The organism is Pedobacter gandavensis, assembly GCF_014172405.1.
Taxonomy (GTDB): domain Bacteria; phylum Bacteroidota; class Bacteroidia; order Sphingobacteriales; family Sphingobacteriaceae; genus Pedobacter; species Pedobacter gandavensis.
Map to the genome: position 1 here is coordinate 163,028 of NZ_WNXC01000008.1, position 14,516 is coordinate 177,543.

At 40.9% G+C, this 14,516-nt stretch carries 10 protein-coding genes; 7 read left to right on the forward strand and 3 right to left on the reverse strand.

All coding sequences use genetic code 11. The features are described 5' to 3' along the window. The first annotated feature begins 22 nt into the window (after window positions 1-22). Genes GM920_RS19435 through GM920_RS19465 form a run of 7 tightly spaced genes read left to right on the forward strand, consistent with a single transcriptional unit; the run spans window position 23 to window position 9,203 of the window. Window positions 23-502, forward strand: a complete 480-nt coding sequence (locus GM920_RS19435; protein ID WP_182960592.1) for a hypothetical protein — start codon at window positions 23-25, stop codon at window positions 500-502. 9 nt (window positions 503-511) lie between these two features. Next, window positions 512-1,123, forward strand: a complete 612-nt coding sequence (locus GM920_RS19440) for an RNA polymerase sigma factor (protein WP_182960593.1) — start codon at window positions 512-514, stop codon at window positions 1,121-1,123. Between the two features lie 11 nt (window positions 1,124-1,134). Beyond that, window positions 1,135-2,130, forward strand: a complete 996-nt coding sequence (locus GM920_RS19445; RefSeq protein ID WP_182960594.1) for a FecR family protein — start codon at window positions 1,135-1,137, stop codon at window positions 2,128-2,130. Window positions 2,131-2,174: 44 nt separating this feature from the next. Next, complete coding sequence (locus GM920_RS19450) at window positions 2,175-4,679, forward strand: TonB-dependent receptor (RefSeq protein WP_235964585.1); 2,505 nt, start codon at window positions 2,175-2,177, stop codon at window positions 4,677-4,679. 1 nt (window position 4,680) lies between these two features. Beyond that, window positions 4,681-5,511 (forward strand): hypothetical protein, encoded by an 831-nt coding sequence (locus GM920_RS19455; protein ID WP_182960596.1) that lies wholly within the window; start codon window positions 4,681-4,683, stop codon window positions 5,509-5,511. A 50-nt stretch (window positions 5,512-5,561) separates the two neighbouring features. Next, window positions 5,562-7,355, forward strand: a complete 1,794-nt coding sequence (locus GM920_RS19460) for an AsmA family protein (protein WP_182960597.1) — start codon at window positions 5,562-5,564, stop codon at window positions 7,353-7,355. A 33-nt stretch (window positions 7,356-7,388) separates the two neighbouring features. Beyond that, complete coding sequence (locus GM920_RS19465) at window positions 7,389-9,203, forward strand: AsmA family protein (RefSeq protein ID WP_182960598.1); 1,815 nt, start codon at window positions 7,389-7,391, stop codon at window positions 9,201-9,203. Between the two features lie 78 nt (window positions 9,204-9,281). Here GM920_RS19465 and GM920_RS19470 read toward each other — a convergent pair whose 3' ends face one another. From GM920_RS19470 to GM920_RS19480, 3 genes are read right to left on the reverse strand one after another with little or no spacing between them, the layout of a single operon-like run. Then, window positions 9,282-10,346: a phytase gene (locus GM920_RS19470; protein WP_182960599.1), complete on the reverse strand. Its 1,065-nt coding sequence runs from the start codon at window positions 10,344-10,346 to the stop codon at window positions 9,282-9,284. A 40-nt stretch (window positions 10,347-10,386) separates the two neighbouring features. Then, window positions 10,387-11,640 carry a right-handed parallel beta-helix repeat-containing protein gene (locus GM920_RS19475; RefSeq protein WP_182960600.1) on the reverse strand — a complete coding sequence of 418 codons (1,254 nt, stop codon included), beginning with the start codon at window positions 11,638-11,640 and terminating at the stop codon, window positions 10,387-10,389. 48 nt (window positions 11,641-11,688) lie between these two features. Then, window positions 11,689-14,463, reverse strand: a complete 2,775-nt coding sequence (locus tag GM920_RS19480) for a TonB-dependent receptor (protein ID WP_182960601.1) — start codon at window positions 14,461-14,463, stop codon at window positions 11,689-11,691. Window positions 14,464-14,516 lie beyond the last annotated feature (53 nt).

The following is a 14,516-nucleotide window of genomic DNA, read 5'->3' on the forward strand; positions in this document are numbered from 1 at the left end:
AGTTGCCGATTAAAATACTAATATGTGGGGGTTTAAAGATCAGGGATTTACATGGTTCAAAATAGGGGTGTTGTGGACGATGATTGTGTTCGGAGGCTGTAAAAAGGAATCGGAAAGCAGTCAGAGAATTAAGCCCCCGGTAAGGTCTTATGTGGTAACCGCTAGAATTGATAAAAAAGGCGCAAACACAGATTCAGAAGGTACTGCTGTGTTGAAAGGGAAATATGATGAGGGAACTAAGCTGTTAAGCTATTCTTTGGAATATGAAAAACTAGTGCCCTCGGAAATTAGCTTGAGAACTGGTGTGAAAGGTTCAAAAGGGACTTTCGTACAAGAAATAAAACTGCCAAAAGGAAGCAGCACAGCGGCTCCCTTGTCAGGTTCAATTGTATTAACGCCATTGCAAGAACGATACCTGTTGAAGGGATACTGGTTTGTGGCCATTAGTACGCTGGAACGGTCGCCGGATATCTCCGGGATTCTTACTTTGAAACAAAGTTAAAGTAGGAGCATGGAGATTAAACCGATAAACGTCGCTCTGGATGATGATCTGGCATTAATGAATGCCATTAGAAATAAAGATAAAAAGGTTTTTGAAGCCTTTTATAAAAAGTATTACCGGCAGCTGTTCACCCTCGCCTTTAGGTATGTAGGGCAAACTGAAGCCGCAGAAGAAATTGTACATGATTTGTTTATTAATATTTGGAACAAAGCTGCCCAGCTAAATATTCAGCATGCCATGAAAAGCTATCTGTTCAGGTCTATTGTGAATGCTTCTCTTAATTTCTTAAAAAAGGAAAAACAGGATGCTGCAAGACAATTGAGCTATATCCACCTTCAACATGGGGAAGATCCCGAAGAGGATCGCCGGAATGAGGAGGAGTTAATGTTGAGAAACCTGGAGGAGGCACTTGATTTGCTGCCACCTAAATGCAAGGAGGTCATGTACCTGAGCCGGTTTGGTAAATTAAAACAACAAGAAATTGCAGATCAGCTGAACATTTCATTGAAAACTGTTAAAAATCATTTGACTTATGGTTTTCAGAAATTAAGAGCGCAACTCCAGAAATCCGGAGCAATCCTGATGTCAATATTTCTGATGATAAAAATGATGTTACGATAAAACGCCTCGCTATGAAAAATTTTGAAACTAATGAATCGTTTATTTTTTCCCTGATCATAGAAGATCTGGAAGAAACAATTAGTGTGGAAAATAAAATTATCCTCGACCAATGGCGTAAGGATGATGAAGAAAATGAAAAGATATACCAGGAATTTCAACAAGTACAGATTAACCTGGATTTGTTGGTAGAAGGCCATGAAGTTGATGCGGAACATTCCTGGAATGTACTGGATCAGAAACTCAGTAACAATGAGGAGCCCCTGAACATCATAAAAGGCAAAACCATGCCTTATTTCTGGATGAAAGTGGCAGCCATGTTGCTGATTTTATCAACACTCGGCTATGGCTATTTCTTTTGGAAAAATAAGGATGTGGTCATCAATACCGGAATGGCAGTACTCAGCGATGTGGTGCTTCCAGATGGAACAACACTGAAATTGAATGCCGGAACAACCATTAGATATAGCAAAAATAACTTTCTGCAAGATCGCAAACTGGTGCTCGTAGCGGGAGAAGCTTTTATTCAGGTGGCCCCAAATCCGATTTCGCGCTTTAGAGTAGAGATGGGAGCGATGGAAGCAAAAGACATTGGCACGCGTTTTAACATCAGTAAGAATGAAACGCAATCCTCAGTGATCGTTGAAGAGGGGGAAGTGGAATTCCGGGAATCGGGTACTTCCAGAAAAGTGAATCTGACGGCTGGAAAACTAGGTGTTTATGACCTATCAAATAAAACATTGATTGCCCTGGATAACCCGGATGTTAATTATAAAGCATGGCTAGACAAAAGTTTTGTCTTTACCGAATTTCCAGTTCAGAAAGTTGTTGAAAAGTTAGAGAAAATTTACCAGACTAAGATTGAGATTGAAGGTCAGGCCCTGAAAGACCGGAAACTGACTGCTAAACTTCAATATCAAAACCTGGATAGCGCCCTGGCTGTAGTCGCTGCTTCTTTAGATTGTAAGCTTTCGCAAATCAATGGTAAATTTGTTTTATCTGCCAAATAATGATTTTTTCTTTGCGGATTTTTGGCTGCTTACTCCTCTTATTCATGGCCGGAACAACAGTGGTCTGCGCCCAGAATAAAGACAAATTAAACCAGCCAGTTAGTATCAATAGGCCAGCAGACTCCCTAATCAAGGTATTACACTTACTAGAGGATAAAGCAAAATGTAGCTTTGCCTTTGACCCGGACTTATTGCGAAGTAAAAGAACAAGTCCAGTAAATTTTGTCCAAAAACCATTGTCTGTCGTTTTAAGTCAAGTGCTTTTTGGAACGAACCTGGGTTTTAAATTGGTGGGCAATGATATCGTAATCAGCCCTATAAAAGAAATTAAATGGACGATTAGCGGACATGTTCGTGACCAGGCAAGTGGAGAAGCGTTGATCGGGGCTACTGTTTATCTTCCTGAGCTGGGATTGGGCATCAATACCAATCAATATGGTTTCTTTTCTTTGTTTATTCCTGAGGGTATTCACCAACTTCTGGTCTCTAATACCGGCTTTCAGACAGGGGAAGAACAGATTCGCCTGGATCAGGATCTTCAGCTTAATCTGGAACTTAATTTAAAGACCAATCGATTGGAGGAGGTGGAAATCAAATCCAATAACATTACACCAAATCCTATTTTGCTGAATGCGCAGAGTTTTGGTCCCAGTCAGTTGAATAATGCTGTTTATTATGCCGGGGAAACTGACGTGGTAAAAAAATTACAAATGCAGAATGGCATCAAAACGCTTTCGGAAGGTAGTTCTGGAATGTTCGTGAGAGGTGGAAATTTTGATCAGAACCTGATTCTACTTGATGAAGCGATCGTATATAATCCCTCACACTTATATGGATTGGTATCCGTTTTTAATCCAGATGTGGTCAATAATATCCAGGTTTATAAAGATTATATCCCCGCAAATTTTGGTGGACGCCTTTCTGCTGTCGTCATAAACCGAATGACAGAAGGAAACAATAAGGAGTTTCATTTAACCGGAGGACTCAACTTTTTAGCAGCCCGTATTGCCGCGGAAGGACCAATTGTAAAGGATAAAAGCTCTTTTATGTTTGCCTTTAGAAGAAGCCTGTTAGATGTCTTTCGAAGCAAGTTTAAGTTGTTTAATCCCTTTTCCGTTTATTACGATATCAATGCCAAGGCGAACTATAAACTCAATGAGAACAATACCATTTTCTATTCCGTATATGCAGGGCAAGACAAGCTGCTCTCTGAGAATACCTATACCAACAACTGGGGGAACCTGACTTCCACCTTCAGATGGAACCATATTTTTAACGCTACAATCTTTCAGAATATAGCACTTACCTACAGCAATTATAATAATGTGCTGGACTTAAATGCAGATACTTTGTCGCAGAAGACACAATGGCAAACCCAAGTACGGGATGTTAGCCTAAAAGCAGATTATACATATTACCTCAGGCCACAGAATCAGATTAAATTTGGTGCCGCCGGAATCTACCATTTGTTTAACCCGGGAGCTGTAAAGCAATCTCCAAATGATGAGTTTAATACCCCGGTAGACCAGAGCCTGGAAGCCGCCCTGTATTATGCGCAAAGCCTCAGCTTAAGTCCACACTTTGAACTGGATTATGGTCTTCGGTTAAGCTTTTTTAAAAATAATGAAGTGCGGAATAATGTGTTTGATCTTCAAGGAAACCGGATAAAAACTCATGAGGTTAAGGTGTTCCTAAACCCAGAACCGCGCATCAATTTTAGCTATGTGCCAACTGCAGATCAACGCTATTTCTTTACCTATAACCGTAATTATCAATATCTGCAGCTAATTCAAAATAGTACTTTAGCCTTCTCTTCTCTCGAGCCCTGGATTCCAGCCTCAAAAACGATTAAACCACAACATTCAGATTATTTCTCCCTGGGTTACAAATATGTGCCTAACCAGTATATCTGGTCCGTAAATGCTTATTATAAATATATGGATCACCAGCTGGAACTGATTGATCATGCTCAGATCATCAAGAATCCAGAGGTGAGAAAACAACTAAAAGCAGGAAGGGCAAGAGCTTATGGACTGGAATTTGAATTGACGAAAACAGAAGGCCGCTTTTCAGGGACCCTTGCTTATAGCTATTCCAGGGTGTTCCGAAAGGTAGAAGAACTCAATTTCGGGAAAGAATTTGTGGCTAGTTATGACATTCCCCATGAGTTGAAAGTTACCGCTAAATATGAGTTGAATAAACGCTTGTCTTTCCAGGGTTTCTTTATTTATTCAACAGGCAGACCGCTGACACTCCCGGTCGGATTTTACCAGCATGATGGTTTGAATGTGCCAATTTTTGAAGAAAGGAATACCGCCAGATTTCCCGTGTTTAACAGAATGGACCTTTCTGCACAGTATCAGTTTAGAACCAGAATTCCTGGACAACGTTTCCTTTCCAGTACCCTGTCTGTTGGTGTTTATAACCTTTATAACCGTAAAAATCCTTTGTATTATCATTTGAATTCTTCTTCTTTTGAAGCAAGAAGAAGTAGTGTTGAATATAGTCTGGGGTGCTATCCATGGATCGCTTATAGCTTTAAAATTTAAGATGAAAGGAACTTGTATTATCATAGGTCTCTTGGCTTTAATGGTTTTTTCCAGTTGTAAAAAAACACTGGACGATCGTTTTTTGACTCCTAAACGTCAATATGACCTCTCCGTGGAAGGTGGGATCAATACCCGTGTTGCTACGCAGTATATTCGGCTATCCAAACCCGCTTTAACCTTAGATGCAGAACCTACACCTATCTCAAAAGCAGTGGTTACCGTTGATGATGGTAAAGCAGAAATGATTTTTAAAGAATCAGCCACTGCAGGTGTGTATACGGCAACCAATAAGAATGAACCCAATTATAATGGGGCCTATACGCTGAAAATTGTTTACAACGGACAAACTTATACTGCAGTAGATACCCTGAGGCAAGTGGTTAATATTGTAGATGATTTCTTACCGCTATCTACGAAGTCTCTTGGAAATGGCCTTTATAGTGGCACCATACCCAAACATACTTTTGGATATCTTAACCCAAATAAATGGCTGATTTCTTACCTGGATATTCCTTTATGGAATCCTGGAAAGTTTGACCAGTCCAAGTATTACAGCTACACCCATTACCTTGGCTCCCCCAATTCTTTGTACCCATTAAATAACCTCAAAAGAACCTTTGTTTTGGGTAAAGATGATTACATCACCATTTATAAACTCTCCCTTTCTGAACGTTATGCCAAATATCTATATGATGTGTTTATGGAAACAGATTGGAGTGGGTTGTTTTCTGCAGTGCCCGTCAATGCAACTGGAAATGTGAGTGGAAATACACAAGGCTACTTCTATGCGGTCGACGTGGTTGCTGGAAGATATAAAGCCAGTGAGCTCTAAGTAATCAATTATGGCCTCGATATTGCAGTATACCTGGAAACACGGAGCGTATGAAACAGGAGAAATCTGGGAAAAAGACAGTATGGAAGTGGTTGCTGGGGAGCTTAGCCCTGATTTTTATGTTAATTGGAGGAACAGCACTTTACCTGAGTGCCAGGTGGAAGCCATTGATTTCTGAAAAATTAAAAACAGGAATTCAGCAGGGATCCGGAGGTCTTTATACCCTGAACTTTAAAGATATTCACCTGAATCTATTTACTGGAACCGCTTCGCTGGATGAAGCCAGCGTGGATCCTGATACCACAGTTTTTAATCAGCTAAAAGCAATAGGGCAGGCTCCAATCCATTTGTTTCATTTGAAAGTGAAAAAGCTTCAGATCAATCACCTTGGTCTGGTTAAAGCGTATTTCCATAAAACCATTCACATCAATAGTATTGTGCTGGATCAGCCTTCTATAGACATGATGCATTATCATTTCGCTAAAAAGAAGAGAAAAGATACCGGTACTAAGACCATTTATCAATTGTTGGCAAAAAGCCTGAAGTCACTGGATATTGATGCCATTCGCCTGGTAAATGCCGATTTTGATTACATTGATGGCGCCAGTAAACAACCACTGCACCGTATAAAAAAACTAAATCTCCAGGTAAAAGACCTCCTGATAGATTCCCTGTCTCAATTTGATACTACACGGTTTTATTATACAAAAGATATCTCCTTTGAGCTTAATGGCTACCAGTCCAAAGATAAAATGTACCTCACAAAAGTGGACACGATCTCTGGATCTGCGGCTAAAGGAGCGGTACTCATCAAGGGTTTTAAGCTGATTCCAAGGTACCCTGAACTGGCATTTAGCCGGATGTTCAAGTATGGCAAAGACCGTTACAACCTGGCCTTCGATCAAATTAGCTTAACTGGACTGGATTTTCCTGGTTTTTATGAGGAAAGAACCTTTCATGTGAAAAAAATAACATTAGGGCCGGCAAAGGCCGGTATCTTCCTGAACCGGGAAATGCCCGCTCCCCCAAATCTGGATAAAGGCAGAAACTTTCCGCAGCTGGCTTTAAGAAGATTGGGAATCCCAACAATTGTGGATACCCTAAAAATTGACAATATTGACTTGACTTATACCGAATATAATCCCATTAGTCAGCAAAAAGGGACAATATACTTCCAGAATTTACAGGGTAAAATCCTCCATCTGACCAATGATTCCCTTAGCCTGGTAAAAAACAACCATGCAGTCGCCAACCTGGGGGCAATGGTGATGAAGAAATCAAAGATGGAGATCAAGATTGATTTTAACCTGACGGATCCTAAAGGTGGTTTTCACTATTCAGGAGCAGTAGGATCAATGAATCTGACCGATTTAAATGTAATCTCCAAACCATTGGGATTAATAGAGATTGAATCCGGACAAATGCAAAAAGTGGATTTCGATATTCAGGCCAATAAATATGGCTCAAAGGGTAAAGTTCATTTTTATTATACCGACCTGAAGGTTAAACTGCTCAAAGAAGGGGAGGATGGAGCGCCACAGACAAAAAAAGGATTGTTATCATTTCTGGCCAATAAGCTACTTATTATAGATGCAAACCCTTTAAAAGGAGAAGCCCCAAGAACGGCAAATGTCAGCTTTGAGCGCTCTCCTGCAGCTTCTTTCTTCAATCTACTTTGGAAAGGAATATTTATTGGAATGAGAGAATGTGCCGGATTGGGTATTGTTCCGGTTAAAACTCCCGAAAAAGCAATGGAGGTGATTAAGGATAAGAAAGAAGAACGTAAAGAGAAAAGAGAAGCCCGCAGGGAAAAAAGAGCGGAACGAAGGAAAAACAAGACATAAAAAAAGTATCTTAGGAAAACAGGTACCCGGCCTATGATCGAAAAACTACGCAAGCATAAAAAAATACTGATTAGAATAGGAACTGGCTTGCTGGTTTTGATATTGATCATGGGGCTGACCTCAAGGTACCTTTCCTATAAGTTTAAGCCCTTGGTTAAAGCGCAGATCAAAGAGCTGGTATTGAGGTCTACCGACAGCCTGTACCATATCGAGTTCTCCGGGATTAAAATGAATCTACTGAGCGCAAATGCCTCTTTAACCGGAGTGAAAGTGATTCCGGATCTTCGGATTTTCAAAAAGTTAATCGCCCTTAAGAAAGCCCCAAATAACATTTATCACCTGGAGCTGGAAAAAATGGAAATCCGAAATTTCCACCTGTACACCTTCCTTCGCCATCGAAAGTTGAATATTTCGGAGCTACGTCTCGATCATCCAGATGTGGTTATGGTGAATCAACAATTCGATTTTAATGAGGATAAACCTCCAATGCCCAACACTTCTCCCTTTGATTACATTTCAGAATATCTGAAAGAATTTGCCATCCGTACCGTTAATTTTAACAATATCAGCTTTAAATATATCAATAATAATGGGGCGAAACCTCTAGTTGATTCGGTAAAAAATCTGAACATTACCCTGAAAGATTACTTGATAGATGCGCATTCTTCCAAGGATAAAAGAAGGATGTATCTGTTGAAAGATGTAGTCATCAAATTAAATAATTACACCTTCGCAACGCCTGATAGCCTTTATCATATCCGTTTAAATCAGTTAGACTTTGCGGCTTCCTCCGGTAAATTGAGTATCAAAAGTCTTGGGGTAATTCCGCGATATAGTGAAATGGAATTCGGAAAGACGCTTGGCTATTCAAAAGACCGCTATGAAATCCAGATGAGTGATTTGAATCTCGAAGGGATTAATTTACCCTTGTATATTCTTAAACAAGAATTACAAGCCAAAGAAATGACCATTGCCGATGGTTCGATAAAGGTTTTCAATAATAAAGAACTGCCGAAGCTCATCAGAGAAAAGATTGGGCGCTTCCCACATCAGCTGCTGCAAAGGGTAAATGGAAAGCTGAGTATTCAAAAGCTTAATCTGAGTAATGTTGGGATCAGTTATTCGGAGTACGATACCGACAGTCAGCAGAAGGGAACGATTACTTTTGAAAACACCTCAGGAAGCTTTACAAATGTGACTAATATGGCAAAAGATAAGGCTAAAAATCCATGGATGACCGCCAACCTGACCACTTATCTGATGGGAAGAGGAAAGCTCGATGTAGGATTTAAGTTTAACCTGGAAGCCAAAGATGGCGCCTTTTCTTATTCAGGTGTGCTGGGGAGTATGGATGGCCGGGCACTAAATCGGATCACAAGACCATTGGGAATGATCGCCATTAAAAGTGGAGAAGTGAAGCGAATGGAATTTCAGGTGGATGCCAACGATCGTGTGGCAAATGGTTTTATGAAATTTGAATACAATGAGCTCTCTGTTAATTTACTGAAGAAAGAACCCGGAGAAAGCCGGCTGGTGCGGCAAGGTTGGATGTCTTTTCTCGCCAATGCCATGATTTTAAATCCCAATAACCCCAGCAAAGAAGGGAAACTGGTGACCGCAAAAATCCATGAAGAACGTGCCAGGAATGGTTCTTTTTTCCATTTTATCTGGAGGTCTCTGTTTCAGGGGATCAAGAATAGTGTAGGTGTAACAGAAGAAAAGGAACAGAAGATCAAGTCACAGATTGCGAAATTTGAACAGATCAAACATGACCGGGAGGCCAGACAAGCCAGAAGAGAAAAGCGGAGGTTACAAAGGGAAAGAGCTAAAATGAAAAAAAGCCATTAAACCTTCGGGATAGCCTAAAATAGGAAATGTAAAAAGACGACAGACCGGGAATTGCCTGCCGCCAATTTACATTTAACCTTATTTGTTTACTTTTAATAGCTTTTGGGCAAGATCTTCCCAACGGTAATATTGAAAGGTTTTATCATCACTCATCGCCACAAATAAACCATGTTGAAAATCTTTATTCAGTGGACCAGAATAGATATCTGAACCATCACTGTTATTTGTTGATACCGGAATGCTGGTTAGCAATACGTGGTCATGTGGACCTGATTTGCCCTCCCGGTTGAAAACCTGGAAATGGTTGGCCGCCTGATCTGATACTAAAATGTAACCAGTAGAATCAGATGTCTTGTAAATACTGATGCCTTCATTATCTTCCTTAAAGCCAGTTTTAGCAAATAATGCCAGCTCTTCATTGCCTTTTGCAGGATCCGCATAGTACTTTCTAACGCCAAACTGTTCATCAGAATAATAAATATAGCCCAACTCATTGTCTACCGCAATCGATTCAATTTCTTTCTTGCCGCTATACTTCCCAAACTTCCGCTTCAGACTGGCTTTCAGTTTTCCGGTACCATCATCTTCTAATAAATATTGCCATAAATATCCATCTGAAGGACCATTTTTACGGCCAACAACCGCATAAATTTGCCCTTGAGGATCGGTGTACATGGCAATTCCCATCAGGTCGCGGTACATTTCTTTTGTCTCCCCTTCAAACATGGCCAAACCGCCATTGTCAATAGGTTTCATGTCCGGTAAAGTGAATACACGGAGTTTATGTGTCATTCTCTCTGTAGTCACCGCGATGTCTACTTTTTTGCCCCCCAGATTTAATCCATACGCAATATCGACATTGTTCGGTCTTTTCAGTCCTTTTACGACCTTGTCTTTGATCACTTTTCCTTGTAAATCGTATACATACAGGCCACCATTTTCGTCTTTATCGGTACCAATTACCAAAGATTGTGAGGGGTCGGTTGGGTTTACCCAAATGGCCGGATCATCAGAGTCATATTGTACCGGATCAGAAGTGTACAGTGGTTTTATTGCTGTAGGATCTTTCTTCACCGAAGAACAGGAAACATGGAGGGTTAGGAGTAAGGCGGAAATAGAAAGGATGAAATTCGGTTTATTCATTATTTTAAGGTCAATTCGTATTTATAAATAGAGGGTTTGATTAATTGCTGGCATATGCACCAATGTAGCTGGCAGGAGCTGGTGAGCTGTATAGGTTTCCATTAAGGATTAATCCTGCGGCATGGTGACGGAAAAAATCGGTCTTCCCTTTGCCAATTGCTGGGGAGCCTGCAGTCAAATGGAAATTCCATGCAGTATTGAAAACCGGGTTGTCAACCGGGTTGCTAACTGGATAATTCAAAAACTTTGGATCGTTTGATCCAGCTGTTTTTCCAATGATATCATTAACACCAGCAATGACGTCGGCTGAAGGTTGAAACTGATTTGTGGTGGTCTGACTCTCGCCATAATACAGGTTGTTTCCAATTAAAGACCGCGCATCTTCCGGGTTCTTCGTATCTCGTTTGATACCAAAACGCGTATTCGCAAAAAGGTTGTTAAACAGGTTTACCCTTACCGTCGCTTCTACCCAGATAGAACCGCCTTTAGCAGTTGGTCTACGCCAGCCAGTATTGATGAAAGTGTTGTTGTAGGCTACAACAAAGGTCTGAGGGTTTCTGTCGCCACTGTTGGAAAGTTTCAATGCATTGGTATTGGTGCTGTACACAAGGTTATAAGCGACGTCTGCCAAGCATCCTGATTTCAGGTTGATGGCCTCTCCGCCAGTTAATCCCGTAGTATAGAATAGATTGTTGGAGAAAATGATCTTTCCACCTTCAATATAAGTACAGTCTTCCTGTAGATTTCTGAAAGTACTATTCGTGATTACCAGCTTTCCGTTAACATTAGAAAACCAGATGGCCGGTAAATTTTCGCCACTTTTCGCTTTATAAAGGCTCATCTTTACGGAAGTAGAAGCTGCGGTAGTCGTAGACCCTGCATATTCAATAATCGTGTGGTTCAACAGGAGCTCTGCGCAACTTGGCGCGGCTAATATCCCGCCCCATAACCTGCCAAATTTGTTCTTTTCTGTCCTGGAATCTTCAGGAATTGTAAACCGGATTGGAAATTCTGCAGTACCTTCCGCATATAGGTTTCCTTTCACAATGATTTCTGGCTTTGCCAGGGTATCCATAACGACAGTCACGCCTTCTTCAATGGTCAGAGACTGCCCCTCAGGAATAATAATATCTCCTTTGATCACTTGGGTACTTCCTCTTTTCCAGATGCCGGAAACTTCGCCTATGGCAGAGCCGTTTCCTGTATCCGGATCTACATCACTATTTGCTTTTTTGCAGCTGCTGAATCCGACTAATAATACGGTCAGGCCCATCAATATTTTTGTTGCTTTCATCTTGGTCTGTCTTTTTATGAAATGGTCAAATGAGGATATGAAATGAGGTTATAATTTATAGCGTACACCCAATAAATAGGTCTGCTTGTATTGGTCGTTTCGGATCAACGTTTTACCGTCATATTCCGTTCCGGTGCTTCCATTGGCTTCCGTATTGGTGCCTTTGATGAATAATTTCATTGGCGTATTCAATAGGTTTCCAGCCTTTACGAATACACTCAGGTTGTTTTTAAACTTTTTTTCCGCAGAAGCATCCATCTGGATAAAACCTTGCTGCCATAGATCGTTGTCTAAGAATTGGGAGATGGTGTTGATTCTTGGGCCAGTATAGGAAGCTGCCAATTGTCCATCCCAACCGCTTTTACTGTCCTTGTAGAGTAAGGAAAGATTGGCAATATGAGCCGACTGCCCAAATAGAGGCCTGCTTTGGTTCACTAAAATTGGTTGTAAGTCGCCTTGCTCATCACGCATTCTGGAGGTTTTAGGCGTCGTAATTTTAGAATGGGTATAAGTGTAGTTGGCTTTAAACCCAAATTTGTGGATAAACTTGATGTAGTCGATCTCTAATCCATAGTTTTTGGCATTACCAAAGTTTCCTGGCATGTAGTAGGTATCCTGCGGACGAATAGGATCCGGCTGGAAACTATATTCTATTGGATTTTCGATGTTTTTATAGAATGCACCTACCAATAGCTGGTCTGTACCATTAGGAAACAATTCGTAACGAAGGTCAAAGTTATCGGCCATAGCACGTTTCAGATCTGGATTTCCTCTCTCTTTATAGTCGTCCTGAACCACACCGATTCCTGGAACCAATTCATAAAAACCCGGTCGGTTTAAAGAGCGGAAATAAGAAGCACGAAGCGCTTGATGACTAGTCAGCTTATATTTTAAGTTCATGCTCGGCAGCAGGTCAGTATAGACTTGTTTACCATTCGGGCGAGGTTGAGCACCCGGAAATAACATCATATAGCTTTGGTCCGTATGTTCCATACGCAAACCAGCAATTACCTGTAAGTCCTGCACCGTAAAGTTGAACATTCCATAAGCTGCTGCCAGTTTTTCTGCGGCATCATAGGTTAGGGCATTATCAACCGATCCTGTTGGGTTTTTTACGATCCATGCAATTTCTGTATAGTTGTTGAAATCTTTGCCAAAAAGAGCAGTTGGATTTGCGTTGGTTAAGGTGTATTGGTTGAAAAAACTGCTGCGTTGTTTATCGCGGTACATCCCTCCAACAGTAAATAATACATCGATTCCTCCGATAGGTTGCGTATAATCGATGTCCAGGTAACCGGCTTTATCTTCTTCCGTGCTGCGTTCCCAACGGCGGGTAAGTGCATCGCCAATAGCAGGAACAAAAGTGCGGCGGTCTACAAAGTTTTCACGAACGCCCAATACATTGATGGTACTCTGGTCGGGAACCTCATTTTTTGCTGCAGAATATACTGCCGACCAGCGTACTTTTAGCCTTTCAGGGATCAGCTGATGGTCACCCTGTAAAGTCGTATTGTAGATTTGCTGTTCCGTAAAACGGGAGCGGGTCGAATAGTTCAGCTTCGCATTTCCCTTTTCCGGGACATACTCACTGCTAAAATCTGTTAATTTAGCATCACGAAGTTGGTAACTATTTAAGTCAACATAAGCATTGTATAAACTCAATTTATGGTTTGGATTAAAGGTATAGTCCAATTTTGCATGAGCACCATAGCGTTTCTGCTGTTCAGAGTATTGTCTTTCCTCTTTACTCATGATGGTACCAACCTTATTTGCGGCAGCTACCACACTAGAATTGTAAAAAGTACTATTGCTACCTCTGTAGGTGTTTTGGTAACTTCCTGCTAGTAAAACACCAAGCTTATTGTTCATAAAACGCTGCCCAATAGATAAACCACCAACTACATTTGGCGCCGGATGTTTGGTTTTATAATCCAGGGTTCCTGTTGGGAAATCCAGTGGCGTTGCCTGGTAATTTTTTCCATGTTGTTCATAAGGAGATTTACTGTTGATTCCGCTATGGTCAAAAGAAGTAAAGCCACGGTCTATAAACATCTGGCTATAGCCCGTCGCCAGATTGGCATTGATTTTTAATTTATCTGGAGCATCTTTCATTACCATATTGATCACACCACCTATAGCATCTCCCTCCATATTTGGCGTCAGGGTTTTAGAAACTTCTAGTCTTTCCAGTAATTCGGAAGGGAAAATATCTAAGGGTACATATCGGTATTTGTTATCCGGGCTAGGGATTTTGATGCCATTTACCAGGGTATAGTTGTAGCGTTTATCCATACCACGAAGGATTGCATATTGGCCATCACCACTATTGCTTCTTTCTACAGATACACCGGATACGCGTTGTATTACATTGGCTACGGTCAGATCCGGAGAAATTTCCATAGCTCTGCCGGACACCACATTGACAAGCTGTATAGATTTTTGCTCAATCCTTCTGGCTGATTTTTCTGAAGCGCCATCTCCCTTGACTGAGATCGAAACCTCACTTAAGGCATTGGCGCTGGTTTCTGCGAGGAATATTTTCAATATCGGATTGTCTTCTTTTAAGATGACCACCTGCTGAACTAAGGTCTTGTACATGAGGTAGGATACCTTTAAGGAATAAGTACCTGCAGCGGGATGTTTGATCTCAAATGATCCGTCAAGACCGGTTAAAACAACAAGTTTTGTTTTTTCCAGTTGCACAGCCGCGCCAACCATTGCTTCACCTGTTTTCTGGTCGTAAACATAACCTTTCAGGCTGGTAGCATGTGCGACAGTAATGCTAAATAATAGGCAAAAAAGAACGGATAATAGTGTCTTCATTTTCTGATTAATTTGTTGTTGTTTTATTTTTTTTACTGTTGTGATTTCCTTTC